The following is a 24,245-nucleotide window of genomic DNA, read 5'->3' on the forward strand; positions in this document are numbered from 1 at the left end:
GCGCCTCAGTCCGTACGGCGGGACGGGTGCCGGCCGCCGTCAGCCGCCCCCGCGCAGCACCCGGGACAGCCCCAGCGCCGCGGTCCGTACGGCGGGCGCCAACTGGGCCGGGCTGAACCGGGAGCGCGGCACCGCCACCGAGAGGGCGGCGACCGTGGTCCCGCCGGCGAAGACGGGAGCGGCGATGCAGGCCACGCCGAGGGCGGCCTCCTGTTCCTCGTAGGCCAGGCCGGAGACCTGGATCTTCTCCAGGGCCGTGCGCAGCCGGTTCGGGTCGGTGATGGAGTGCGGCGTGAGGCTCGGCAGCGGCCGGGCCAGCACCTCCTCGGTCAGCTCGGCGCCGGAGAAGGCCAGCAGGGCTTTGCCGACGCCGGTGCAGGTCAGCGGCAGGCTGCCGCCGATGCGGGAGGGCAGCTGGAGGGCCGCGTGGCCGTGGATGCGTTCGAGGTAGACGACATCCGTGCCGTCGCGCACCCCGAGGTGGACGGTCTCGCGGGTCGCCTCGAACAGGTCCTGCAAGAACGGCAGGGCCGCCTCGCGCAGATCGAGCCGGTGCGGCACCAGCGAGCCGAGCTCGAACAGCTTCGCCCCGAGCCGGTACTGGGGCCCCGAGCGCTCCAGCCAGCCCAGCCGGACGAGGTCCGCGGCCAGCCGGTGCACCGTGGGCTTGGGCAGGCCGGTGTGCTCCGAAAGTTCCGACAGACGGTACGGGCCGCCGCTCGGACTGAAGCACTCCAGGATGGTCGCGGCCTTCTCCAGCATGCTGCCGCTCGCGCTGTTCCGTGTCACGGAACAAAGTTTGTCGCTTGGCAGTAGGGCGTGTCTATATCGGTGTCGACCCGCATTCGGTGCCAACCGGCTCCTTCCCATCGGTTCGCCCGCCACTGCACCTTCCCCGGAGGTATCCCGTGTCGACCCCACCCCACGGCGTCCGCCCGGACGCCGCCCCGCCGGCCGTGGTCAAGGCCGCCGACCTGCTGGCGGAGGCCGCCCGCACCGGGACCACCTGCCCGCCGGTGCGTGACCTGTTCGACGCCGGCGCCGATCTGGAGACCGCGTACGCCGTGCAGCAGCTCAACGTGCGACGGGGGCTCGACGCCGGCCGTCGGATCGTCGGGCGCAAGATCGGCCTTGACGTCCGTGGCCGTACAGCGCCAACTCGGCGTGGACCAACCCGACTTCGGCGCACTGTTCGCGGACATGGCCGTGGCGGACGGTGACGAGGTGCCCGCCGGGCGACTGCTCCAGCCGAAGGTGGAGGCCGAGGTGGCGCTCGTCCTCGGGCGGGACCTGCCGGACCCCGCGTGCACGGTCGTCGACGTCCTGCGCGCGGTCGAGTTCGCGCTGCCCGCGCTGGAGATCGTCGACAGCCGGGTGCGGAACTGGGACATCTCCCTGGTCGACACCGTCGCCGACAACGCCTCCTGCGGCCTGTACGTCCTCGGCACAACTCCCGTACCCCTCACCGCCGTCGACCTGCGGACGGTGACGATGACCATGACGCGGGCCGGCGAGACCGTCTCCGAGGGCAGCGGCGCCGACTGTCTCGGCAGCCCCCTCAACGCGGCCGTGTGGCTGGCCTCCGCGCTCGCCGAGCGGAGCGATCCGCTGCGCGCGGGTGACCTGGTGCTGACCGGCGCGCTCGGCCCGATGACGCCCGCCGCGCCGGGCGACGTGTTCGAGGCCCGTGTCTCCGGGCTGGGTAGCGTGCGGGTCGGCTTCGCGAAGGACGGGGGCGAGCTGTGAGCACCAAGGTCGCCGTCATCGGCTCCGGCAACATCGGCACCGACCTCATGATCAAGATTCTCCGGCTGTCGGAGTCGCTGGAGATCGCCGCGCTGGCCGGGATCGACCCGGACTCCGACGGCCTGGCCCGCGCCCGTCGTCTGAAGGTCGCCACGACCCACGCTGGCGTCGAAGGGCTCGTCGCACTGGACGAGTTCGCCGATGTGGAGATCGTCTTCGACGCGACCTCGGCCGGCGCGCACCGCCACCACGACGACGTACTGCGCCCCCTGGGCCGCACTCTGGTCGACCTCACGCCAGCCGCCCTCGGCCCGTACGTCGTCCCGCCGGTCAACGGCGACGCCCACCTCGACGCCCCGAACGTCAACATGGTCACCTGCGGCGGCCAGGCCACCATCCCGGTCGTCGCCGCCGTGGGCGCCGTCACGCCGGTCCACTACGGCGAGATCGTCGCGTCCATCGCCTCCCGCTCCGCCGGCCCCGGCACCCGCGCCAACATCGACGAGTTCACCGAGACCACCTCCTCCGCCATCGAGCGGGTCGGCGGCGCAGCGCGCGGCAAGGCGATCATCGTCCTCAACCCGGCCGAACCGCCGCTGATCATGCGGGACACCGTGCACTGCCTGGTCTCCGACTGCGCGACGGAGGCGGTCACCGCGTCGGTCGAGGAGATGGTCGGGCGGGTGCAGGCGTACGTGCCCGGCTACCGGCTCAAGCAGAAGGCGCAATTCGAGCGGGTGCCGTCCGACGACCCGCTGCACACCCTCGTCCCCGGCGCGGGCGAGGCCCTGAAGGTCTCCGTCTTCCTGGAGGTCGAGGGCGCCGCGCACTATCTCCCGGCGTACGCCGGGAACCTCGACATCATGACCTCGGCCGCGCTGCGCACCGCGGAACGCATGGCCGCCCTCCCCCACTCCCGGCTTCGCCCCAGCGGGGGGACCCCCATCGCCACGGAGGTGGCCTCCCGATGACCCGGCTGTACGTCCAGGACGTGACCCTCAGGGACGGCATGCACGCCGTCCGGCACCGCTACACCGTCGACCAGGCCCGCGCCGTCGCCGCCGCGCTGGACGCCGCCGGGGTCGCCGCGATCGAGATCGCCCACGGCGACGGCCTCGCCGGCTCCAGCATCAACTACGGCGTCGGCGCCCACACCGACCGGGAGTGGATCGAGGCCGTCGTGGACGCCACCGAGTACGCGGTACCCACGACTCTGCTGCTCCCCGGCATCGGCACGCTGCACGACCTCCGGCAGGCGCACGCCCTGGGCATCCGCAGTGTCCGCGTCGCCACGCACTGCACCGAGGCCGACATCTCGGCACAACACATCGCCGCCGCCCGGGAGTTGGGCATGGACGTCGCCGGGTTCCTGATGATGTCCCACATGGCCGAACCGGCCGAACTGGCCCGCCAGGCCAAGCTGATGGAGTCGTACGGCGCCCACTGCGTCTACGTCACCGACTCCGGCGGCCGCCTCACCATGGACGGCGTCCGTGACCGCTTCCGCGCCTACCGCGACGTCCTCGACCCGGCGACCGAGCTGGGCATCCACGCCCACCACAACCTCGCGCTGGGCGTCGCCAACACCGTCGTCGCCGTCGAGAGCGGCGTGACCCGGGTGGACGCCTCGCTCGCCGGGCAGGGGGCGGGCGCCGGCAACTGTCCGTTGGAGGCGTTCGTCGCGGTCGCCGACCTGATGGGCTGGGAGCACGGCTGCGACCTGTCCCCTCTGATGGACGCGGCCGACGACCTCGTACGCCCCCTGCAGGACCGCGAGGTGCGGGTGGACCGCGAGACCCTCAGCCTCGGCTACGCGGGCGTGTACTCCAGCTTCCTGCGGCACGCCGAGACCGCCGCCGCCCGCCACTGTCTGGACACGCGCAGCATCCTCGTCGAGGTCGGCCGGCGCGGGATGGTCGGCGGCCAGGAGGACATGATCACCGACATCGCGCTGGACCTCGTCGCCCGCGCCTGACCGACGCGACCGCGCCCCTTCCGGTCGGCCGGGAGGGGCGCGGTCGCGTTTGCTGCAGAAGGCCGTGCAGCCGTCACGCCTTGGGCTTCGACAGGGTGATGTCCTTCTTCAGTACCGCGTGGAAGTGCGGCAGGGGCAGTCCGCCCAGGCCGTCCACGGGGCGCAGCTCCACGACGGTGACCTCGACGTTCGCCTTGCCGTGCTTGAGGGTGGCGTCCGCGGGGGCCTTGCTCTTGTTCTCCCAGCGGTGCTGCTTGCCGTCACACTCGGCGAGGGTGCCGCCGATGGCGTACCGGGTGGTGGAGTCCTTCTGCCCGATGGAGGCGCTCACGAACGTGGGTCCCGTGCTGTCGATGCAGCGATAGGTGCCGGAGACGGTGATGGTGCCGTCCGCGGCCATGGGGGTCTTGGTGCCGACGGTGACGGTCTCCTCGGGCTCGGTGGGAGCGTCGGAGTCGGCGGGCGCCGAGGGCGCGGCGAGCAGCAGGAACAGCGCGGTGCCGACGGCGGTGGCGAGAGCGGGGCGCAGGGGCATGGGATGACCTCCCGGTGGGCGGAGTGGGGGCTTCCACTGGTACCCGGCGGGTGTGCCCTTGGGCGTGACCGTCACCCCTTCGGTGGCGAGTCCGCTGCGACCTTCGTGGATCGGTCAGAGAGTTGTCCGCGTGTTGTCACGGTTCACAGCGGGCCGTTCCGATGAGTTCGCGATGGGAGCATGGTCTACCCATATGGACGACGCATACGGTTCGTCCGCCCGATATGGAGGTGCGCCATGTGTTCCTACCAGCCTTCGTGCCCTTCCTCCGACAGCCGCGCCGCACATGTGGTTGCCGCCCAACCCGAGCAGGGCTGGAGCCTCCTGTGTGACGGCGCCATCGTCTTCGACGACAGCGGTGAGCTGCTGCCCGACGGCCGCGTGGTCGCCCCGCACCGGGTGCCGGCCGAGCGGCTCGCGATGGCCGCGTGAGCACCGCTTACGGCAGCACGGCGAACCCGTCCAGCTCCACCATGGCCTCTTCGTCCCAGAGGCGTACGACCTCGACGACCGCCATCGCCGGATAGTCCCGCCCCGCCAACTCCCGCCAGATTCCCCCGAGTTCGGCGACCTGGGCGCGATACGCCGCCACGTCCGTGGCATAGACCGTGACCCGCGCGAGATCGGCCGGGGTGCCACCGGCCGCCGCCAGCGCGGCCAGCAGATTGGTGAGCGCCCGCTCGAACTGCTCCGGCAACGTCTCCCCGACCACCTTGCCGTCGGCGTCGAGCGCGGTCTGCCCGGCCAGGAACACGACCCGGGATCCGGTGGCGACGACCGCGTGGGAGAAGCCGGTGGGCGGGGACAGGTCGGGCGGGTTGACGCGCTCGGTACTCACTGACCGGCCTCCATGTTCGTGTACAACTCCTTGGCGATGATGCCGCGCTGGACCTCGCTGGCGCCTTCGTAGACACGCGGGGCGCGCACCTCGCGATAGAGGTGTTCCAGCAGATGGCCGCGGCGCAGGGCACGGGCACCGTGCAACTGGACCGCCTTGTCGACGACATACTGCGCCGTCTCCGTCGCCAGCAGCTTCGCCATCGCCGCGCGCTTCGGGACGTCCGGGGCGCCTTCGTCGTACGCCGTCGCCGCCGCGTACACCATGAGACGGGCCGCCTCGGTGCGCAGGGCCATCTCGGCCACCTGGTGGGCGACCGTCTGGAGCTCCTTCAACTTGCCGCCGAACGCGTCCCGTTGGGCGGTGTGCGCCAGCGTCGCGTCCAAGGCCGCCTGCGCCATGCCGACGGCGAAGGCACCGACGCTCGGCCGGAAGAGGTTGAGGGTGCCCATCGCGACCCGGAAGCCGCGGTCGGGCTCGCCCAGGACGTCGCCGGCGGTGACGGGGACGGCGTCGAAGTCGAGGGCGCCGATGGGGTGCGGGGACAGCATGTCGAGGCCCGCTCCGGTGAGGCCGGGCCGGTCGGCGGGGACCAGGAAGGCGGTGACGCCGCGGGCGCCGGCGCCGGGGGTGGTGCGGGCGAAGACGGTGTAGAAGTCGGCCTCCGGGGCGTTGGAGATCCAGCACTTCTCACCGGTGAGGCGCCAGCGGGCGGAGCCGTCGGGTTCGGCGGCGACCGAGGCGACCGGGGCCTCCCCCGGCCCTCCCGGCCGCGAGGTGTCCCGTTCCGCCCGCAGTTCCAGCGCCGCCGCATCCGACCCGGCCCCCGGCTCGCTCAGCGCGAAGGCCGCCACCGCGCTGCCCTCGGCCACCCGGGGCAGCCAGCGCTCCCGCTGGGCCGGGGTGCCATGGGCATGGACGGGATGCGCGCCCAGGCCCTGGAGGGCGAGTGCGGTCTCCGCCTCCGTGCAGGCGTACGCCAGGGACTCGCGCATCAGGCACAGGTCGACCGCCCCGGCGCTGAACAGCCGCCGCAGCAGCCCCAGTTGGCCGAGCTCGGCCACCAGCGCGCGATTGACGTGCCCGGGTTCACCCTTCTCCGCGAGCGGACGCAGCCGTTCGGCGGCCAGGGTGCGCAGCTCGGCACACCAGGCGGTTTGCGCCGGATCGAGCGAGAATGCGGGCATTGCCGACCTCCCTGCGGGGCCGTGCGCGACGGACCCTCTCGACGGACCTCCTCGACGATATCGCGCACCATTGACTGTCGTCACCAACACGATACGCTCCCTGTGCTGGGACCCGCTCACCCCACCACGACGCCCACAGGCAGCCCACAAGGCAAGGGGGCGAACCGCCATGGCCGGTCTGCACCGCTCCGCCCACGTCGACACTTTCGCCCGCGAGCACCTGCCACCGCCCGACCAATGGCCCGAGCTCCGCTTCGACCTGCCGGGGCTGGGCTACCCCGATCGGCTCAACGCGGCAGCCGAGTTGCTCGACGGCCCGCCCGACGAGCGACCCGTGTTTCACACCCCGGCCGGCGACACATGGACGTACGGCACACTGCGCGCCCGCGTCGACCGGCTCGCGCATGTGCTCACCGGCGACCTCGGTGTCGTCCCGGGCAACCGGGTGCTGCTGCGCGGCCCGACCACGCCCTGGCTGGCCGCCTGCTGGCTGGCGGTGCTGAAGGCGGGCGCGGTCGCCGTCACCGTGCTGGCCCAGCAGCGGCCGCACGAGCTGCAGACCATGTGCGAGATAGCCGAGGTGCGGCACGCACTGTGCGACATCCGGGCCGTCGACGACCTCGCCAAGGCCGAGATACCCGGGCTGCGGATCGCGACGTACGGCGGCGACGCCCCCGACGACCTGCTGCACCGCCCGGCGCCGGGCACGCCGTACGCCGCCGCCGACACCGCAGCCGATGACGTGGCCCTCATCGCCTTCACCTCCGGAACCACCGGACGGCCCAAGGGCTGTATGCACTTCCACCGGGATGTGCTCGCGATAGCCGACACCTTCTCGGAACATGTGCTGCAACCACATGTGGACGATGTCTTCGCCGGCAGTCCCCCACTCGGCTTCACCTTCGGCCTCGGCGGACTCGTGATCTTCCCGATGCGGGCCGGTGCCAGCTCCCTGCTCCTCGAACAGGCCGGCCCCAAGCAGCTGCTGCCCGCGATCGCCGAGCACCGGGTGTCCGTGCTGTTCACCGCGCCGACGGCGTACCGCGCGATGCTCGACGAGCTCGACTCGCACGACGTCTCCTCACTGCGCCGCTGCGTATCGGCGGGCGAGAACCTGCCTGCCGCCACCTGGCAGGCCTGGCAGGAGCGGACCGGGCTGCGCGTCATCAACGGCATCGGCGCCACCGAGCTGCTGCACATCTTCATCTCCGCGGCCGACGGGCACATCAGGCCCGGGACGACAGGGGTCGCCGTGCCGGGCTGGCACGCGCGCGTGGTCGACCACGAGGGCCAGGAGATGCCCGACGGGGAGCCCGGGCTGCTCGCCGTGCGCGGGCCCGTCGGCTGCCGCTATCTCGCCGATGCCCGGCAGCGCGAGTACGTGCGCCACGGCTGGAACATCACCGGCGACACCTACGTCCGGGAGAGTGACGGCTACTTCCGCTACGTCGCCCGCGCGGACGACATGATCATCTCGGCCGGCTACAACATCGCGGGCCCGGAGGTCGAAGAGGCTCTCCTGCGCCACCCCGACGTGCTGGAGACGGCGGTCGTGGGGCGGCCCGACGAGACCCGCGGCCAGGTCGTGGTGGCATACGCGGTGCTCAGGGAGGGTGCGCGCAAGGACGCGGAGGCGCTTCGCGCCTTCGTGAAGGCCGAGCTGGCGCCGTACAAGTGCCCGCGCGAGATCGTCTTCCTGGACGCGCTGCCGCGCACCGCGACCGGCAAGCTCCAGCGCTTCCGTTTGCGCGACGGTGGTGACCCGCCGGGTGACCCGCAGTGATCCGTACGACCTAAGATGATCAACGTGTCCGACCAGCATGCACCACGGTCTCTCATCGTCACGCTCTACGGCGCCTACGGCCGCTACATGCCCGGCCCGGTGCCGGTCGCCGAGCTGATCAGACTGCTGGCCGCGGTCGGCGTGGACGCTCCTTCGGTACGTTCGTCGGTGTCGCGGCTCAAGCGGCGCGGGCTGCTGCTGCCGGCCCGCACGGCACAGGGCGCGGCGGGCTACGAACTCTCCCCGGACGCCCGCCAGCTGCTCGACGACGGCGACCGGCGCATCTACGCCACCGCGCCGCCCGAGGACGAGGGCTGGGTGCTCGCGGTGTTCTCGGTGCCGGAGACGGAGCGGCAGAAGCGCCATGTGCTGCGCTCCCGGCTGTCCGGCCTCGGCTTCGGGACGGCCGCTCCGGGCGTGTGGATCGCGCCGGCGCGGCTCTTCGAGGAGGCCCGGCACACCCTTCAGCGGCTGCGCCTGGAGGGGTACGTCGACTTCTTCCGCGGCGGGCATCTCGGCTTCACGCCGACCTCCGAGGCCGTCGCCCGCTGGTGGGACCTGGCCGCGATCGCCAAGGAGCACGACGCGTTCCTCGACCGCCACGCGCGCGTGCTGCACGACTGGGAGCAGCGGCGGGACACCCCGCCCGAGGAGGCGTACCGCGACTATCTCCTCGCCCTGGACTCCTGGCGCCACCTACCCTACACCGACCCCGGCCTGCCCGCCCGGCTGCTGCCCGCGGACTGGCCGGGCGCGTGCTCGGCCGCCGTCTTCCGGGGACTGCACAAGCGTCTGCGGGACGCGGGAGCGGTGTTCGCCGGTCTGTGACCTCGGGCGCACCATGCGCCACTAACAGAACCCTCAGGTTCCTCTGCGTCTCCTCTCAAGTTTCTTACCTAGCGTCCATGGGGTCGTCGCGAGGCAGGACGCGGAGTGAGAGATGAGGACTGTTGCGCATGAGCACCACGGCCCGAAAGGCAGGCCCAAGGGCTCGGGGGGCCACCGTCTGGCTCACCGGGCTGCCGAGCGCGGGCAAGACGACCATCGCCCGCCGGCTCGGTGACCGCCTCAAGGCCGAGGGGCATCGCGTGGAGGTCCTCGACGGCGACGAGATCCGCCGCTTCCTCTCCGCGGGCCTCGGCTTCTCGCGGGAGGACCGGAACACCAACGTGCAGCGCATCGGGCTGGTCTCGGAGGTGCTCGCGCGCAACGGCGTACTGTCCGTCGTCCCGGTCATCGCGCCGTACGCCGACAGCCGCGAGGCGGTGCGCAAGCGGCACGAGGCGAGCGGGACGCCGTACATCGAGGTGCATGTCGCGACCCCGGTGGAGGTGTGCAGCGAGCGTGACGTGAAGGGGCTGTACGCCCGGCAGGCCGCAGGGCGGTTGTCCGGGCTGACCGGCGTCGACGACCCGTACGAGCCGCCGGAGGACCCCTCCCTCGTCCTTCCCACACAGCTCCAGACGCCCCAGGAATCGGCCGCCGCCGTCTACGCCGTGATGGCGGAGCGGGGGCTGGTGTGAACGGGTTCGGCGTGAACGGGTTCGGTCTCTCCCACCTGGACGCGCTGGAGTCCGAGGCCGTCCACATCTTCCGTGAGGTGGCGGGGGAGTTCGAGCGGCCGGTGATCCTGTTCTCCGGCGGCAAGGACTCCATCGTCATGCTGCACCTGGCGCTGAAGGCGTTCGCGCCGGCGCCCGTGCCGTTCACGCTGCTGCATGTGGACACCGGGCACAACTTCCTCGAGGTCATCGACTACCGGGACCGTGTGGTGGCTGCATATGGGCTGCGCCTCCATGTGGCCTCCGTACAGGACTACATCGACCGTGGTGTGCTGCGTGAACGTCCCGACGGGACACGGAACCCGCTGCAGACGGTGCCGCTGACGGAGAAGATCCAGAGCGAGAGGTTCGACGCGGTCTTCGGCGGCGGACGCCGGGACGAGGAGAAGGCACGGGCCAAGGAGCGGGTGTTCAGCCTGCGGGACGAGTTCTCGCAGTGGGACCCGCGCCGCCAGCGGCCCGAGCTGTGGAACCTCTACAACGGCCGCCACGCGCCCGGAGAACACGTGCGCGTGTTCCCGCTGTCCAACTGGACCGAACTGGACGTGTGGCAGTACATCGCCCACGAGGAGATCGAGCTGCCGGAGATCTACTACGCCCACCAGCGCGAGGTGTTCCGGCGGGGCGGCATGTGGCTGACGGCGGGTGAGTGGGGCGGGCCTCGCGAGCACGAGGTCGTCGAGAAGCGTCAGGTCCGGTATCGCACGGTCGGCGACATGTCCTGTACCGGCGCGGTGGACTCCGGCGCCGACACCATCGAGAAAGTGATCACCGAGATCGCCGCCTCCCGGCTCACCGAGCGTGGCGCGACCCGCGCCGACGACAAGATGTCCGAGGCCGCGATGGAAGACCGTAAGCGCGAGGGGTACTTCTGAGCATGGCCGTGAACACGCTTCGGTTCGCCACCGCAGGGTCCGTCGACGACGGCAAGTCGACTCTCGTCGGGCGCCTGTTGCACGACTCGAAATCGGTCCTCGCCGACCAGTTGGAGGCCGTGGAGCACGCCTCCCGCAACCGCGGCCAGGACGCCCCCGACCTCGCACTGCTCACCGACGGCCTGCGCGCCGAGCGGGAGCAGGGCATCACCATCGACGTGGCCTACCGCTACTTCGCCACCCCGCGGCGCCGGTTCATCCTCGCCGACACCCCCGGCCACGTGCAGTACACCCGCAACATGGTCACGGGCGCGTCGACGGCGGAGCTGACGGTGATCCTGGTCGACGCCCGTAACGGCGTCGTCGAGCAGACCCGCCGGCACGCCGCGATCGCCGCGCTGCTGCGGGTTCCCCATGTGGTCCTCGCCGTCAACAAGATGGACCTGGTCGGGTACGGGCAGCGGGAGTTCGACGCGATCGTCGAGGAGTTCGCGGTTCACGCGGCCGAGTTGGGGCTGCCCGGCCTCACGCCGATCCCGGTCTCGGCGCTCGTCGGGGACAACGTCGTGGAGCGCTCGGCCCACCTGGACTGGTACGCCGGCCCGGCGCTCCTGGAGTTCCTGGAGAACGTCCCGACCGGCACCGACCCCGCCGACGCCCCTGCCCGCTTCCCCGTGCAGTACGTGATCCGGCACAGTGAAGTCCGTTACTACGCAGGTCAGTTGGCGTCCGGTGCGTTGCGGGTCGGCGACCGGGTGACCGTGCACCCGTCCGGCGCGACGTCCGAGATCACCGGCATCGACGCACTCGGCCGGGACGTCGACGTGGCGTACGCGCCGCAGTCGGTCAGCGTCCGCCTCGCCGACCAGCGGGACGTCTCGCGCGGCGACCTGATCACCACGGGCGTCGATGTCCCGGCGCTCACCCGGGAAGTCCGGGCGAGCGCCTGCCACCTGGCCGACCGACCGCTGAGGGTCGGCGACCGGGTACTGGTCAGGCACACCACCCGAACCGTGCAGGCCGTCGTCAAGGACCTCGGCGGGGCAGCCGAGTTGAGGGCCAACGACCTGGGCCGGATCATCCTGCGCACGGCCGAGCCGCTCGCCCTCGACGACTACGCGGTCTCCCGTCGCACTGGCGCGTTCATCCTGATCGATCCGGCGGACGGCGCGACGCTGACCGCTGGTATGGCCGAGATCAACTCCCCAGACTGAGCCGGGGTTTGGGCACGTCCGTGCGCCCCGTCTGCGGACGGCGGCTACCCGCCCGGTACGGCGCGGGCCAGACGACACCCGGGCCGTCGTAGTCCTGCTCGGTCGCCGCGTGCAGCGTCCAGTGCGGGTCGTAGAGGTGGGGGCGGGCGAGGGCGCACAGGTCCGTACGGCCCGCCAGAATCAGGGAGTTGACGTCGTCCCAGGAGGAGATCGCCCCGACCGCGATCACCGGCAGGCGGGTGGCGTGGCGGATCCAGTCCGCGTACGGCGTCTGGTACGACCGCCCGTACTCCGGCCGCTCGTCCGCCACGACCTGCCCCGTCGACACGTCGATCGCGTCGGCGCCGTGCGCGGCGAAGGCGCGGGCGATCTCCACGGCGTCCTCTGCCGTCGTCCCGCCGTCGGCCCAGTCCGTGGCGGAGATACGGACGGTCATGGGCCGTTCCTCCGGCCAGACGGCCCGGATGGCGTCGAAGACCTCCAGCGGGAAGCGGAGCCGTTTCTCCAGGGAGCCGCCGTAGGCGTCGGTGCGCCGGTTGGTCAGCGGGGAGAGGAAGCCGGAGAGCAGGTAGCCGTGCGCGCAGTGGAGTTCGAGGAGGTCGAACCCGGCGCGGGCGGCGCGCCAGGCGGCCGCGGTGAACTGCTCGCGGATGTCGGTGAGTTGGGACCGTGTCAGCTCGCGCGGGGTCTGGCTGTACGGCTTGTAGGGGAGCGGGGACGGGGCCACGAGTGGCCAGTTGCCGTCCTCCAGCGGCTCGTCGATGCCTTCCCACATGAGCCTGGTCGAGCCCTTGCGCCCGCTGTGGCCGAGCTGCACGCCGATCGCGGTGCCGGGTGCCTGTCCGTGCACGAACTGGACGATCCGCCGCCAGGCCTCGCCCTGCTTGCCGGAGTAGAGGCCGGCGCAGCCGGGGGTGATCCGGCCCTCCGGGCTGACGCACACCATCTCGGTCATCACCAGGCCGGCGCCGCCGAGGGCGCGCGCGCCGAGGTGGACGAGGTGGAAGTCGCCGGGGACGCCGTCGGTGGCCGAGTACATGTCCATCGGGGACACGACGACCCGGTTGCGCAAGGTCAGGCCGCGCAGCCGGAACGGGGTGAACATCGGGGGCGTGCCGGCCGGGCAGCCGAAGTCGCGCTCCACGGCCTCGGTGAAACCGGCGTCACGCAGGCGCAGGTTGTCGTGCGTGACGCGGCGGCTGCGGGTGAGGAGGTTGAAGGCGAACTGGCGTGGCGGCTGGTCGAGGTAGAGGCCGAGGTTCTCGAACCATTCCAGGCTGGCGCGTGCGGCGCGCTGCGTGGAGGCCACGACGGGCTTGCGCTCCTCCTCGTACGCCCTCAACGCACCGGCGATGTCGGGCTGTTCCTCGAGGCAGGCGGCGAGCGCGAGGGCGTCCTCGACGGCCAGTTTGGTGCCGGAGCCGATGGAGAAGTGGGCGGTGTGGGCGGCGTCGCCGAGCAGGACGACGTTGTCGTGCGACCAGCGCTCGTTGACGACGGTGCGGAAGGTGGTCCATGCCGACTTGTTGGACTTGAGGGACCGTCCGCCGAGGGCGTCCGCGAAGATCTTGGCGCAGCGGGCGATCGACTCCTGCTCGTCGAGCTCGTCGAATCCGGCGGCTCGCCACACGTCCTCGTGCATCTCGACGATGACGGTGGAGGCGTCGGGCGCGTAGGGGTAGCCGTGCAGCTGCATCACGCCGTGCTCGGTCTCGGCGATCTCGAAGCGGAAGGCGTCGAAGGCGAAGTCGGCGGCCAGCCAGATATAGCGGCAGTGGTGGGTGGCCACATGAGGGCGGAACACATGGGCGTAGGCCTCGCGGGTGGTGCTGTTCACACCGTCTGCGGCGATGACAAGGTCGTACGCCTCCGCCAGCCAGGCCGGGTACGGGGCCTTCGAGCGGAAGCGGAGCTCCACGCCGAGGGTGCGGCAGCGGTCGTGGAGGATCTCCAGGAGGCGTTTTCTGCCCAGGGCCGCGAAGCCGTGTCCTCCGGAGGTCTGGCGGGTGTTGCGGTGGACGATGTCGATGTCGTCCCAGCGGATGAATTCGTCGCGGAGGGCCTGATAGACCTGGGGGTCGGCGTGTTCGATGCCGCCGAGGGTTTCGTCGGAGAGGACTACTCCGAAGCCGAAGGTGTCGTCGGGGGCGTTGCGTTCCCAGAGGGTGATCTCTCGGGTGGGGTCGAGGCGTTTCAGCAACGCAGCGGCGTAGAGGCCGGCGGGGCCGCCGCCGATGATCGCGACGCGCAGGGGGTGGCTGGTCTCGTTCGGCGGCTGCGGGCTGGTGGGGGCTGGTCGCGCCCACGCGGCGGTAGCCGCAATTTCGGTACCGCCCCGCGCCCCTTTGATCGGCACAGTCACCGCCCCCTCCATTTGGGAGGGCGCTTCTCCGTGAAAGCCGCGTGGAACTCTGCGTAGTCCTCGCCGTTCATCAGGAGGGCCTGTGTCGACGCGTCCAGTTCCACCGATGCCGCCAGCGGCATGTCCAGCTCGGCCGTCAGGAGGGCCTTCGTCTGGGCGTAGGCCAGGGCCGGGCCCTCGGCCAGGCGGTGGGCGAGTGCCTGGGCGGCCCCGTCCGCGCTCCCCTCCTCCGCCAGCTCGCTGATCAGGCCGATGCGCTCGGCCTCCGGTGCCCGGACCGGTTCGCCCAGCATCAGCAGCCGGGTCGCGTGCCCGAGACCGACGATCCGGGGCAGCAGATACGCGGCGCCCATGTCGCCGCCGGACAGGCCGACCCGGGTGAAGAGGAAGGCGAAGCGGGCGGTGGGGTCGGCGACCCGGAAGTCGGCCGCGAGCGCCAGTACCGCCCCGGCCCCGGCCGCCACCCCGTGCACGGCCGCGATCACCGGGAACGGGCACTCCCGTACCGCCCGCACGACCTGCCCGGTCATCCGGTTGAAGTCGAGGAGCTGGGCGGTGTCCATGGCCAGGGTCGCGCCGATGATCTGGTCGACGTCGCCGCCGGAGCAGAAGCCGCGGCCCTCGCCGGCCAGCACCAGGGCCCGCACCGCCCGCTCCCGGGACAGCTCGGCGAGCAGATCGCGCAGGTCGGCGTAGGCGCCGAAGGTAAGCGCGTTGAGTTTCTCGGGGCGGGCGAGGGTGACGGTGGCGACGCCGTCGGCATGCTCGACCCGCAGATGTTTCCAGTCGGGAGTACGGGCGGCGGAGCCGGTGAAAGGACTCATGACGTGCGGCCTCCTCGGGCGGACGGCGGGCACTGCCTCGCTGAGCTCTGCCCTCCGAGCTCTACCCTTCGAAGCTATCACCCAACTTTGACTGTCGTCACGACCACGCAATAAGCCAACCGGGTGTGACCTTGCTCCGTCACATCCGTCACGGCTCGTCGACACCCCCGTAACGACGGGATCAACCGCGCGAGGGGAGCCGTTCACCTGGGTAAGTCGCCCAGCAGTCGGGGCCGAAGGTTCCGAACGGTGCCCTTCGGAGGCCCTTCACCGGGTGGCGCCGTACCATTCATAAGGTTGAAAGCAGGACAGCCTGCTCATGAACGGACCCGCCTTGCAAGATCGCCCCTCAGCCTCCGCCTCCTGGCGCATCGCGCTGCCGCACACGGTCGCTGCCGTGCCGGTCGCGCGTGCCCTGGTCCGTACGGCGCTGGCCGAGCTGGAGCACTCCGCCGACAGCGACACCGCGGAGCTGCTCACGGCGGAGCTGGTCGCGAACGCCGTGGAGCACACCGCGGGCGACGGCCCCATAGAGCTGGTCGTGGAGCTGCTGCCGTCCGGCTGCCAGGTCGAGGTCCACGACCCGGACCCGGCCCCGCCCGGCGATCTGACCCGCCCCACCAACGGCGAGCCCGACCCCTGGCAGGAGCACGGCCGTGGCCTCCTCCTGATCCGCACCCTGAGTTCGTCCTGCGGGCACCGCCCGACGGACTCGGGCAAGGCGGTCTGGTTCAGACTGCCGGTCGTGCCGGCTCAGCGCCGCCCGCTGTAGACCGCCTCAGGCCAGGGTGGCCACCAGAACCGCCTTGATCGTGTGCATCCGATTCTCCGCCTCGTCGAAAACCACGGAGTGCGCCGACTCGAAGACCTCGTCCGTGACCTCCAGCGACTCCAGGCCGTGCCGCTCGAAGATCTCGCCGCCGACCTTCGTGCCCAGGTCATGGAAGGCCGGCAGACAGTGGAGGAACTTCACGGCCGGGTTCCCGGTGGCCCGCAGCACGTCCATGGTCACGGCATACGGAGCCAGCGCGGCGATCCGCTCGCCCCACACCTCCTTGGGCTCCCCCATGGAAACCCAGACGTCGGTGGCGACGAAGTCCGCCCCGAGGACCCCCTCGTCGACCTTCTCCGTGATCGTGATGCGGGCCCCGCTGGTCTCGGAGAGCTTGAGGGCCTGCTCGATGATCGCCTGGGCGGGCCAGTACGCCTGGGGGGCGACGATCCGCACGTCCATGCCGAGCAGTGCCCCCGTGATCAGGTACGAGTTGCCCATGTTGAAGCGGGCGTCGCCCAGGTAGGCGAAGGCGATCTCCTTCGGGGGCTTGCCGCTGTGCTCTGTCATCGTCAGCACGTCGGCCAGCATCTGCGTCGGGTGCCAGTCGTCGGTCAGACCGTTGAAGACGGGCACGCCCGCGTACGCCGCCAGCTCCTCCACGTTCGCCTGGCTGTCCCCGCGGTACTCGATCCCGTCGTACATCCGCCCCAGCACCCGCGCGGTGTCCTTCACGGACTCCTTGTGGCCGATCTGCGAGCCCGACGGGTCGAGGTACGTCGTCGAGGCGCCCTGGTCGGCGGCCGCGACCTCGAACGCGCAGCGCGTGCGCGTCGAGGTCTTCTCGAAGATCAGCGCGATGTTCCGGCCCCGCAGATACTGCGTCTCGACCCCGGCCTTCTTGGCGGCCTTCAGCTCGGCGGCCAGCTCGACCAGCCCGAGGAACTCCTGCCGGGTGAAGTCGAGCTCCTTGAGGAAGTGGCGGCCGGCGAGGGCGGTCGGGACAGTCGCCATGGGGGCGCTCCAGAGGTACGTGAACAGGGACCTTGGAAGTCTATACGACCATAGGCATTTCTATACAGCAGGCATTTCCCTACAGCCCGGCCTTCGGCCCATACAGCCCAGCCTGCGGCCTATACGGCCTCACGCTCGACCGGACAGCTCATGCACCGAGGCCCACCTCTCCCCCGCCCCAGCTCGCTCCCCGGAATCTCGATCACCTCGATGCCCTGCTTGCGCAGATGCGTGTTGGTGGTGGAGTTCCGCTCATAGGCGATGACCACACCCGGCTCGACGGCCAGCACATTGCAGCCGTCGTCCCACTGCTCACGCTCGGCCGCGTGGACGTCCTGGGTCGCCGTCAGGACGCGGATCTCGCTGAGGCCGAGCGCGGCGGCGATCGCGCGGTGCATGTGCTCCGGCGGGTGGTCGGTGACCTTGAGCTCCTTGTCGCCCGCGCCCGGTTCGATGGTGTACGAGCGGAGCATGCCGAGCCCGGCGTACTGCGTGAAGACGTCGCCGTCGACCATCGTCATCACGGTGTCGAGATGCATGAGGGCGCGCCGCTTGGGCATGTCGAGGGCCACGATCGTCTGCGCCGACCCGGCGGCGAACAGCTTGTGGGCGAGCATCTCGACGGCCTGGGGTGTGGTCCGCTCACTCATCCCGATGAGCACCGCCCCGCTGCCGATCACCAGGACGTCCCCGCCCTCGATGGTGGAGGGGTAGTCGGCCTGTCCCTCGGACCAGACGTGGAACGTTTCGTCACGGAACAGCGGGTGATGCCGGTAGATCACCTCGAAGTGGACCGTCTCGCGCTGCCGGGCGGGCCAGCGCATGGCGTTGACGGAGACGCCGTCGTAGATCCAGGCGGAGGTGTCCCGGGTGAAGAGGTGGTTGGGCAGGGGCGCGAGAAGGAAGTCGTCCAGCTCCATGACGTGGAAGCGCACGGAGATCGGCTCTGGGTGCGCCTCCAGGAACTCCCGTTTGGTCATGCCTCCGACGAGGGCTTCGGCCAGCTCCAGCGAGGGCAGGCCCTCGAAGGCCGCACGGAGGTGGTCGGTCGCCAGCACCCCGTACTCCTTCTCGTCGAAGACCCTGTCCAGGACGAGCTTCCGGGCCGCCGGGATCTCCAGGGCCTCGGTGAGCAGGTCGCCGAACAGGTGGACGGTGACCCCGCGGTCGCGCAGGACGTCGGCGAACCCGTCGTGCTCGGCGCGCGCCCGGCGCACCCACAGCACGTCGTCGAAGAGCAGGGCGTCCTTGTTGCTGGGGGTGAGCCTTTTGAGCTCGAGATCGGGCCGGTGCAGGATGACGCGGCGCAGCCGCCCGGCCTCGGAGTCGACATGGAATCCCATGCCTCCATCCTGACCATCGGCGACCGGGTTCACCCCCCGCTTGACCGTTTCCGTTTTCGTCCCCTTGACGACAAGTAGTCATCGCGATTATCGTCTACATGACGAAAAGCGAGGAGGTCCCATGGCCGACATCACCCGGCGCCTCGGCTGGCGCCATCTGCGCGGCGCGCCCACGGCGCACATCCGCCACCACCGCGGCGGCAAGCTGCTGCACGACGGCCCCGGGCTCAGCTTCTGGTTCCGGGCGCTGACCGCCGCACTGTCCGAAGTGCCGGTCGACGACCGGGAGTTGGCGATGACCTTCCATGCCCGTACGTCCGACTTCCAGGACGTGGCCGTACAGGCGACGGTCACCTACCGGATCAGCGACCCCGCGGTGGCCGCGTCGCGCCTGGACTTCTCCATCGACCCGGACACCGGCGCGTGGCGGGGCACCCCGCTGGAGCAGTTGGGGACGCTCCTCACGGAGACGGCCCAGCAGCACGCGCTGGACGTCCTGTCCCGTACGCCGCTGTCGGCGGCGCTGGTGGACGGCGTGACGGCGGTGCGGGAGCGGATCGCGGCGGGCCTGGCCGGCGAACCGCGGCTCCCGTCCACGGGCATCGAGGTGGTCGCCGTACGCGTCATGGCGCTGCGCCCCGAGCCGGAGGTGGAGCGGGCGCTGCGCACCCCGGCCCGCGAGCAGATCCAGCAGGAGGCGGACCGGGCGACGTACGAGCGCCGGGCGGTGGCCGTCGAGCGGGAACGCGCGATCGCCGAGAACGAACTGGCCAGCCAGATCGAACTCGCCCGCCGCGAAGAGCAGTTGGTGGACCAGCGGGGCACCAACACGCGGCGTGAGGCCGAGGAGCACGCGGCGGCCGACGCGGTCCGGGCCGAGGCGGAGGCGGCACGGACGGTACGGCTGGCCGAAGCCGAGGCAGCTCGTTCCGTACGGCTGGCCCGGGCGGAGGCCGAAGGAGCACGCGAGGTCGGTGAAGCGCGGGCACAGGCGCAGGCGGCCTGGCTGCGGGTGCACGGCGAAGTGGACGTGGCGACGCTGCACGCCCTCACCGGGACGCGGCTCGCGGAGAACCTGCCGCGGATCGACAGCGTGACGGTGTCGCCGGACGTGCTGACGGGGCTCCTCGCCAGGCTCGGTACGCGGGAGCAGGCGTGAGCCTCGCCCCCGGGTGGTCCTGGTCCATCGCACCACGGAGTACGAGGAGTTGGTGGCCCGGCACGGCACGCACGGCCAGGCCGCCTTCTTCCTCGCCTCCCGGGGCCGGGACATCGCGGAGCTCGCCGAACGCCATCACCGGACGCGCCACGCCCTGGCAGAGGTGACCTCGGCCATTCCCCTGACCTGGCGTCAGACGCGAGTCGAACGAGCCGACTTGGACCGGTTCCTGTTCGCGCCGGAGGACGTGGTGGTCGTGGTCGGGCAGGACGGCCTGGTCGCGAACGTGGCCAAGTACCTGGCCGGGCAACCGGTGGTGGGCATCGACTCGGACCCCGGCCGCAATCCGGGTGTCCTGGTGCGCCACCGCGCCGAAACCACCGGCCCGCTTCTCACCGCCGCGCAATCCGGGAGGGGCTCCTTCGACGAACTCACCATGGTCGAGGCGGTGGCCGACGACACACAGCGGCTCGTGGCGCTGAACGAGATCTACCTGGGCGCCGTCGGACACCAGACGGCCAGATACCGCCTGGGCCTGGAGGACGACGGGGGTGTCGTCGAGGCCCAGGCCTCGTCCGGGGTGCTGATCGGCACCGGGACGGGGGCGACCGGCTGGATCCGGTCGGTGTGGCAGGAGCGGGGAGGGCAGCTGCGGCTGCCCTCCCCGACGGAGGAACGCCTGCTGTGGTACGTCCGCGAGGCCTGGCCGTCCCCGGCCACCGGTACATCACGGGTGGCAGGGGAACTCGCCGCCGCGGCCCGTCTCCACCTCACCGTCGAGTCCGAGCGGCTCGTCGCCTTCGGGGACGGGATGGAGACGGACGCGGTCGAACTGACCTGGGGGCAGACGGTCCGGGTCGGCGTGTGCCGGGAGCGGCTGCGGCTGGCCGGCTGAAGCCGCTCCCCCGGCTCACAGCCGGGGGTCCACCGGCTCCGACTCCAGCGCCAGCACCCCGAACACCGCCTCGTGCACCCGCCACAGCGGCTCGCCCTCGGCCAGCCGGTCCAGGGCCTCCAGGCCCAGCGCGTACTCGCGGATGGCGAGGGACCGCTTGTGGTTGAGGAACCGCTGCCGCAGCCGGGCCAGGTTGTCCGGCCGCGTGTACTCGGGACCGTAGATGATCCGCAGGTACTCGCGACCCCGGCACTTGATCCCGGGCTGGACCAGGCGTCCTTCCCCTCCCCCACTCTCGGCTTCGCTCGAGCGGGGGGACCCCCATCGCACCACCGCACCGAGCGGCTTGACGACCATGCCCTCGCCGCCGCGGCCCGTCATCTCCAGCCACCAGTCGACGCCGGCCTGCACCGACTCCGGGTCACCGGTGTCGACGTAGAGACGCCGGGTCGTCTGCAGCAGGCCGGTGCTGTCGTGCTCCACCAGCCGGTCGAGCAGGGCGAGCTGCTCGTTGTGCGGGAGCGCGGCCAGGCTGCGGCCCTGGACCGCCAGGATCTGGAACGGTGCCAGGCGTACGCCGTCCAGGCCGTCCGTGGTCCAGCAGTAGCGGCGGTACGCCTCCGTGAACGCGGCGGCGTCCGAGGCCCGTCCGCGCTGGCGGGCGAGCAGGTCGGACACGTCGACTCCGCGCGCCGCGGCGCCCTCCAGTGCGGCGAGCGCACCCGGGAGCACGGCCCCGGAGGCGGCACCGACCGCGGCGTACTGCGACCGCAGCAGACCGTGCGCCTTCAGCGACCACGGCATCAACTCGGCGTCGATCAGCAGCCAGTCAGTCTCCAGCTCGGCCCACAGACCGGCCTCGGTGGCCGCGACCCGGACCCGGTCCAGGATTGTCTGGGTCACCGACTCGTCGTCGAAGAACGGGCGACCGGTGCGCGTGTAGAGCGACCCGGTGGGGCCGTCCACCCCGAACCTCTTGCGGGCGGCCTCCGCGTCCCTGCACACCAGCGCCACGGCCCGCGAGCCCATGTGCTTCTCCTCGCAAACGACCCGCTCGACACCGTCCGCCGCGTACTGCGCGAAGGCCTCGGCCGGGTGCTCCAGGTAGCCCTCGACGTGGCTGGTCGCCGTGGGTGCCATGGTCGGCGGGAGGTACGGCAGCAGGCGCGGGTCGACGGCGAAGCGGCTCATGACCTCCAGAGCCGCGGCCGCGTTCTCCTCACGGACCGACACCCGCCCGGCGTGCCGGGTCTCGACCACCCGGCGCCCGTGGACGTCGTTCAGATCGAGCGGCCGTCCGTCCTGCCCGCCCGGTGCCTCCGTCCGCAGCGGCTTGGTCGGCTCGTACCAGACCTGCTCGGCCGGTACGTCGACCAGTTCCCGCTCCGGCCAGCGCAGAGCGGTCAGCTTGCCGCCGAAAACGGCACCGGTGTCCAGGCAGATGGTGTTGTTCAGCCAGGTGGCCTCCGGCACCGGAGTGTGGCCGTACACCACAGCCGCGCGACCCCGGTAGTCCTCTGCCCACGGGTAGCGCATCGGCAGCCCGAACTCGTCGGTCTCCCCGGTGGTGTCGCCGTACAGCGCGTGCGAGCGCACCCGCCCCGACGTGCGGCCGTGGTACTTCTCCGGCAGACCGGCGTGGCAGACCACGAGCCGGCCGCCGTCGAGGACGTAGTGACTGACGAGCCCGTCGATGAAGGCCCTTACTTCGGCGTGGAACTCCTCGCTCTCGCCCTCCATCTGCTCGATGGTCTCGGCGAGTCCGTGCGTGTGCTGGACCTTGCGGCCCTTGAGGTGACGGCCGTACTTGTTCTCGTGGTTGCCCGGCACGCACAGCGCGTTGCCCGACTTCACCATCGACATCACGCGGCGCAGCACGCCCGGGCTGTCCGGGCCGCGGTCGACGAGGTCGCCGACGAAGACGGCGGTACGGCCGTCCGGGTGCACGCCGTCGACGTAGCCCAACTTGCCGAGCAGCGACTCCAGTTCGGACGCGCAGCCATGGATGTCACCGACGATGTCGAACGGGCCGGTGAGGTGGGTGAGGTCGTTGAAGCGCTTCTCGGTGACGACGGACGCGCTCTCGACATCGTCCACCCCCCGCAGGACATGCACCTTGCGGAAGCCCTCGCGCTCCAGGTGCCGCAGGGATCGCCGAAGTTCACGGGTGTGCCGCTGGATGACCCGGCGCGGCATGTCGGCCCGGTCGGTGCGGCCGGCGTTGCGCTCGGCGCACACGTCCTCCGGCACGTCGAGCACGATGGCTATCGGCAGCACGTCGTACTGCCTGGCCAGCTCGATCAGCTGCCGCCGGGAGTCCTGCTGCACGCTGGTGGCGTCGACGACCGTACGGCGGCCGGCCGCCAGGCGCTTGCCCGCGATGTAGTGCAGGACGTCGAAGGCGTCCCGGCTCGCGCTCTGGTCGTTCTCGTCGTCGGCGACCAGGCCGCGGCAGAAGTCGGAGGAGATGATCTCCGTCGGCTTGAAGTGCCGGCGGGCGAAGGTGGACTTGCCGGAGCCGGAGGCGCCGACGAGCACGACGAGGGAGAGGTCGGTGACGGGCAGGACCCGTCCCTCGGTCGCCTGGGTGGTCTCGCTCATGCCGCCTTCGCCTCCTTCTCGTCGTTCACACTGCTCTTCATGCCGAACACGGCCATCTGCGTGGGCGGCCCCACCTCCGGGTCGTCCGGCCCGACCGGTACGAACTCCACGCCGTACCCGTGCCGTTCGGCCACCGCCTCGGCCCACGACCGGAACTCCTCGCGCGTCCACTCGAACCGGTGGTCGCCGTGCCGGACGTGGCCGGCCGGGAGGGACTCCCAGCGGACGTTGTACTCGACGTTCGGGGTGGTCACCAGCACCGTCCGCGGACGCGCGGAGCCGAACACCGCGTACTCCAGGGCGGGCAGCCGCGGCAGGTCGAGGTGCTCGATGACCTCGCTGAGCACGGCGGCGTCATAGCCCTTGAGGCGGCTGTCGGTGTAGGCGAGGGAGCTCTGGAAGAGCTGCACGCGCGAGGCCTGCCGCTCACCCATCCGGTCCAGCTTCAGCCGCCGCCCGGCGATGGTCAGCGCCCGCATCGACACGTCCACACCGACGATCTCGGTGTACGACGGGTCCTTGAGCAGCGCCTGCACCAACTGCCCCTGCCCGCACCCGAGATCGAGCACGCGCGCTGCGCCGGACGTCTTGAGCGCGGCCATGATCGCGTCCCGGCGCTGCACGGCGAGCGGCGTCGGCTTCTCCTCGGCCTCGCTCTCCGACCCGACGGCGTTGTCGATGTCCTCGACCTCGCTGTCGTCGGCCTCCGCGAGCCGGACCAGCTCCAGCCGCTCCATCGCCTGCCGGGTCAGCGACCAGCGGCGCGACAGATACCGGCTGGTGATCAGCTTCTGCTCCGGGTGCTCCGCCAGCCAGCCCTCACCGGCCCGCAGCAGCTTGTCGACCTCCTCGGAGGAGACCCAGTAGTGCTTGGCGTCGTCGAGGACAGGGAGCAGGACATAGAGGTGACGCAGGGCCTCGGCGAGAGTCAGCGCCTCCGACTCCAGCACGAGCCGCACGTACCGTGAGTCGCCCCACTCGGGGAACTGCACGTCCAGCGGCACGGGTTCGGCGGTCACCGCCCAGCCGAGCGGCTCGAACAGCCGCCGTACGAGCTCGGGGCCACCCCGGGCCGGAAGCGCGGGCACCTCGATCCGCAGCGGCCGCGGCTGAGCCGGCAGGTCCGGGCGGGCGTTGCACACGCACCGCATCGCGCTGGAGAACACACCGCTGAGCGCGACGGCGAGCAGCGAGGAGGCGGCGTACGGCCGGTCGTTCACGTACTGCGCGAGCGCCGCGTCGGGCGCGCCGCCCCGCCCCTTGCCCTTGCCGCGCCGGACCAGTGCCACCGCGTCGACCTCCAACAGCAGCGCCGCCGTGCAGCGCTCGGCATCGGCCTCCGGGTAGAGGACATGCGCCTTGCCGTAGGAGGTGGAGAACGCCTGCGTTTTCTCGGGATGCTTGTGCAACAGGAAGCCGAGATCGGTCGCGGGGCGTTCTGGGGTGCCGGTGGCAGTGATGGTCAGGAACACGGTGGGTCGGCCTTTGGATAGGGTCTGAGCTGCGCATGTGCGCCGCCCATACAACGTACAGAGCGCACGCCGTAACCACCCGGGGTTT

General features: G+C 71.3%; 21 protein-coding genes and 1 pseudogene. 12 read left to right on the forward strand and 10 right to left on the reverse strand.

The window, feature by feature from the left end:
• Positions 1-39: 39 nt before the first annotated feature.
• Entirely contained in the window at positions 40-762 is a 723-nt protein-coding gene (locus tag OHO27_RS09865; protein ID WP_328430395.1) for an IclR family transcriptional regulator, read from the reverse strand.
• Positions 763-908: 146 nt separating this feature from the next.
• Here OHO27_RS09865 and OHO27_RS09870 point away from each other — a divergent pair.
• From OHO27_RS09870 to dmpG, 3 genes and pseudogenes are all read left to right on the forward strand, one after another.
• Positions 909-1,746: pseudogene (locus OHO27_RS09870) on the forward strand (2-keto-4-pentenoate hydratase).
• On the forward strand, positions 1,743-2,717 hold the full coding sequence (locus OHO27_RS09875; RefSeq protein ID WP_328422334.1) for an acetaldehyde dehydrogenase (acetylating): 975 nt from the start codon (positions 1,743-1,745) through the stop codon (positions 2,715-2,717). The pseudogene OHO27_RS09870 and the gene OHO27_RS09875 overlap by 4 nt, the downstream one beginning before the upstream one ends.
• Positions 2,714-3,721 carry a 4-hydroxy-2-oxovalerate aldolase gene (gene dmpG, locus OHO27_RS09880; RefSeq protein WP_328422336.1) on the forward strand — a complete coding sequence of 336 codons (1,008 nt, stop codon included), beginning with the start codon at positions 2,714-2,716 and terminating at the stop codon, positions 3,719-3,721. The genes OHO27_RS09875 and dmpG overlap by 4 nt, the downstream gene beginning before the upstream one ends.
• 73 nt (positions 3,722-3,794) lie before the next feature.
• On the opposite strand, the gene OHO27_RS09885 is transcribed toward dmpG, so the two are convergent.
• Positions 3,795-4,256 carry a DUF6299 family protein gene (locus OHO27_RS09885; RefSeq protein WP_328422338.1) on the reverse strand — a complete coding sequence of 154 codons (462 nt, stop codon included), beginning with the start codon at positions 4,254-4,256 and terminating at the stop codon, positions 3,795-3,797.
• A gap of 237 nt (positions 4,257-4,493) precedes the next feature.
• On the opposite strand from OHO27_RS09885, the gene OHO27_RS09890 reads away from it, so the two are divergent.
• Positions 4,494-4,688, forward strand: a complete 195-nt coding sequence (locus OHO27_RS09890) for a DUF5999 family protein (RefSeq protein ID WP_328422340.1) — start codon at positions 4,494-4,496, stop codon at positions 4,686-4,688.
• A gap of 7 nt (positions 4,689-4,695) precedes the next feature.
• Here OHO27_RS09890 and OHO27_RS09895 read toward each other — a convergent pair whose 3' ends face one another.
• Together OHO27_RS09895 and OHO27_RS09900 are read right to left on the reverse strand one after the other, a co-directional pair.
• A complete protein-coding gene (locus OHO27_RS09895; RefSeq protein WP_328422342.1) occupies positions 4,696-5,094 on the reverse strand; it encodes a RidA family protein in 399 nt (132 codons plus the stop codon).
• Positions 5,091-6,281 carry an acyl-CoA dehydrogenase family protein gene (locus tag OHO27_RS09900; protein WP_328422344.1) on the reverse strand — a complete coding sequence of 397 codons (1,191 nt, stop codon included), beginning with the start codon at positions 6,279-6,281 and terminating at the stop codon, positions 5,091-5,093. The genes OHO27_RS09895 and OHO27_RS09900 overlap by 4 nt, the downstream gene beginning before the upstream one ends.
• 169 nt (positions 6,282-6,450) lie before the next feature.
• Between OHO27_RS09900 and OHO27_RS09905 the strand changes: the two genes are divergently transcribed.
• The 5 genes from OHO27_RS09905 to OHO27_RS09925 all read left to right on the forward strand — a co-directional run bounded on the left by OHO27_RS09905 (position 6,451) and on the right by OHO27_RS09925 (position 11,715).
• The gene (locus OHO27_RS09905) at positions 6,451-8,064 is read left to right on the forward strand and encodes an AMP-binding protein (protein WP_328422346.1); all 1,614 of its coding nucleotides are present in this window, start codon (positions 6,451-6,453) and stop codon (positions 8,062-8,064) included.
• A gap of 15 nt (positions 8,065-8,079) precedes the next feature.
• The gene (locus OHO27_RS09910) at positions 8,080-8,892 is read left to right on the forward strand and encodes a PaaX family transcriptional regulator (RefSeq protein WP_328422348.1); all 813 of its coding nucleotides are present in this window, start codon (positions 8,080-8,082) and stop codon (positions 8,890-8,892) included.
• A gap of 128 nt (positions 8,893-9,020) precedes the next feature.
• On the forward strand, positions 9,021-9,587 hold the full coding sequence (cysC, locus tag OHO27_RS09915; RefSeq protein ID WP_328422350.1) for an adenylyl-sulfate kinase: 567 nt from the start codon (positions 9,021-9,023) through the stop codon (positions 9,585-9,587).
• On the forward strand, positions 9,584-10,501 hold the full coding sequence (cysD, locus tag OHO27_RS09920; RefSeq protein ID WP_328422352.1) for a sulfate adenylyltransferase subunit CysD: 918 nt from the start codon (positions 9,584-9,586) through the stop codon (positions 10,499-10,501). The genes cysC and cysD overlap by 4 nt, the downstream gene beginning before the upstream one ends.
• A gap of 2 nt (positions 10,502-10,503) precedes the next feature.
• On the forward strand, positions 10,504-11,715 hold the full coding sequence (locus OHO27_RS09925) for a sulfate adenylyltransferase subunit 1 (protein WP_328422354.1): 1,212 nt from the start codon (positions 10,504-10,506) through the stop codon (positions 11,713-11,715).
• On the opposite strand, the gene OHO27_RS09930 is transcribed toward OHO27_RS09925, so the two are convergent.
• Positions 11,699-14,089, reverse strand: coding sequence for a bifunctional salicylyl-CoA 5-hydroxylase/oxidoreductase (locus tag OHO27_RS09930; protein ID WP_328422356.1), 2,391 nt, complete (start codon positions 14,087-14,089; stop codon positions 11,699-11,701). The genes OHO27_RS09925 and OHO27_RS09930 overlap by 17 nt on opposite strands.
• On the reverse strand, positions 14,074-14,901 hold the full coding sequence (locus tag OHO27_RS09935; RefSeq protein WP_328422358.1) for an enoyl-CoA hydratase family protein: 828 nt from the start codon (positions 14,899-14,901) through the stop codon (positions 14,074-14,076). The genes OHO27_RS09930 and OHO27_RS09935 overlap by 16 nt, the downstream gene beginning before the upstream one ends.
• A 319-nt stretch (positions 14,902-15,220) precedes the next feature.
• On the opposite strand from OHO27_RS09935, the gene OHO27_RS09940 reads away from it, so the two are divergent.
• On the forward strand, positions 15,221-15,673 hold the full coding sequence (locus OHO27_RS09940; protein WP_328422360.1) for an ATP-binding protein: 453 nt from the start codon (positions 15,221-15,223) through the stop codon (positions 15,671-15,673).
• A 6-nt stretch (positions 15,674-15,679) separates the two neighbouring features.
• Here OHO27_RS09940 and argF read toward each other — a convergent pair whose 3' ends face one another.
• Together argF and OHO27_RS09950 are read right to left on the reverse strand one after the other, a co-directional pair.
• Positions 15,680-16,687: an ornithine carbamoyltransferase gene (gene argF, locus OHO27_RS09945; protein WP_328422362.1), complete on the reverse strand. Its 1,008-nt coding sequence runs from the start codon at positions 16,685-16,687 to the stop codon at positions 15,680-15,682.
• 119 nt (positions 16,688-16,806) lie between these two features.
• Entirely contained in the window at positions 16,807-18,030 is a 1,224-nt protein-coding gene (locus OHO27_RS09950; RefSeq protein ID WP_328422364.1) for an arginine deiminase, read from the reverse strand.
• Positions 18,031-18,151: 121 nt separating this feature from the next.
• Between OHO27_RS09950 and OHO27_RS09955 the strand changes: the two genes are divergently transcribed.
• Both OHO27_RS09955 and OHO27_RS09960 read left to right on the forward strand, forming a co-directional pair.
• Positions 18,152-19,189: an SPFH domain-containing protein gene (locus tag OHO27_RS09955; RefSeq protein WP_328422366.1), complete on the forward strand. Its 1,038-nt coding sequence runs from the start codon at positions 18,152-18,154 to the stop codon at positions 19,187-19,189.
• A gap of 13 nt (positions 19,190-19,202) precedes the next feature.
• Complete coding sequence (locus OHO27_RS09960) at positions 19,203-20,084, forward strand: hypothetical protein (protein ID WP_328422368.1); 882 nt, start codon at positions 19,203-19,205, stop codon at positions 20,082-20,084.
• A 15-nt stretch (positions 20,085-20,099) separates the two neighbouring features.
• On the opposite strand, the gene OHO27_RS09965 is transcribed toward OHO27_RS09960, so the two are convergent.
• Positions 20,100-22,685 carry a polynucleotide kinase-phosphatase gene (locus OHO27_RS09965; RefSeq protein ID WP_328422370.1) on the reverse strand — a complete coding sequence of 862 codons (2,586 nt, stop codon included), beginning with the start codon at positions 22,683-22,685 and terminating at the stop codon, positions 20,100-20,102.
• The gene (locus OHO27_RS09970) at positions 22,682-24,157 is read right to left on the reverse strand and encodes a 3' terminal RNA ribose 2'-O-methyltransferase Hen1 (RefSeq protein WP_328422372.1); all 1,476 of its coding nucleotides are present in this window, start codon (positions 24,155-24,157) and stop codon (positions 22,682-22,684) included. Before OHO27_RS09970 ends, OHO27_RS09965 begins: the two co-directional genes overlap by 4 nt.
• Positions 24,158-24,245 lie beyond the last annotated feature (88 nt).

This window comes from Streptomyces sp. NBC_00443 (assembly GCF_036014175.1).
Lineage (GTDB): Bacteria > Actinomycetota > Actinomycetes > Streptomycetales > Streptomycetaceae > Streptomyces.

Coding starts and splice junctions, on each gene's coding strand:
- OHO27_RS09865 (WP_328430395.1), bottom strand. CDS start 762: ATGCTGGAGAAGGCCGCGACCATCCTGGAGTGCTTCAGTCCGAGCGGC.
- dmpG (WP_328422336.1), top strand. CDS start 2,714: ATGACCCGGCTGTACGTCCAGGACGTGACCCTCAGGGACGGCATGCAC.
- OHO27_RS09885 (WP_328422338.1), bottom strand. CDS start 4,256: ATGCCCCTGCGCCCCGCTCTCGCCACCGCCGTCGGCACCGCGCTGTTC.
- OHO27_RS09890 (WP_328422340.1), top strand. CDS start 4,494: ATGTGTTCCTACCAGCCTTCGTGCCCTTCCTCCGACAGCCGCGCCGCA.
- OHO27_RS09900 (WP_328422344.1), bottom strand. CDS start 6,281: ATGCCCGCATTCTCGCTCGATCCGGCGCAAACCGCCTGGTGTGCCGAG.
- OHO27_RS09905 (WP_328422346.1), top strand. CDS start 6,451: ATGGCCGGTCTGCACCGCTCCGCCCACGTCGACACTTTCGCCCGCGAG.
- OHO27_RS09910 (WP_328422348.1), top strand. CDS start 8,080: ATGATCAACGTGTCCGACCAGCATGCACCACGGTCTCTCATCGTCACG.
- cysC (WP_328422350.1), top strand. CDS start 9,021: ATGAGCACCACGGCCCGAAAGGCAGGCCCAAGGGCTCGGGGGGCCACC.
- OHO27_RS09925 (WP_328422354.1), top strand. CDS start 10,504: ATGGCCGTGAACACGCTTCGGTTCGCCACCGCAGGGTCCGTCGACGAC.
- OHO27_RS09930 (WP_328422356.1), bottom strand. CDS start 14,089: ATGGAGGGGGCGGTGACTGTGCCGATCAAAGGGGCGCGGGGCGGTACC.
- OHO27_RS09935 (WP_328422358.1), bottom strand. CDS start 14,901: ATGAGTCCTTTCACCGGCTCCGCCGCCCGTACTCCCGACTGGAAACAT.
- OHO27_RS09940 (WP_328422360.1), top strand. CDS start 15,221: ATGAACGGACCCGCCTTGCAAGATCGCCCCTCAGCCTCCGCCTCCTGG.
- argF (WP_328422362.1), bottom strand. CDS start 16,687: ATGGCGACTGTCCCGACCGCCCTCGCCGGCCGCCACTTCCTCAAGGAG.
- OHO27_RS09950 (WP_328422364.1), bottom strand. CDS start 18,030: ATGGGATTCCATGTCGACTCCGAGGCCGGGCGGCTGCGCCGCGTCATC.
- OHO27_RS09955 (WP_328422366.1), top strand. CDS start 18,152: ATGGCCGACATCACCCGGCGCCTCGGCTGGCGCCATCTGCGCGGCGCG.
- OHO27_RS09965 (WP_328422370.1), bottom strand. CDS start 22,685: ATGAGCGAGACCACCCAGGCGACCGAGGGACGGGTCCTGCCCGTCACC.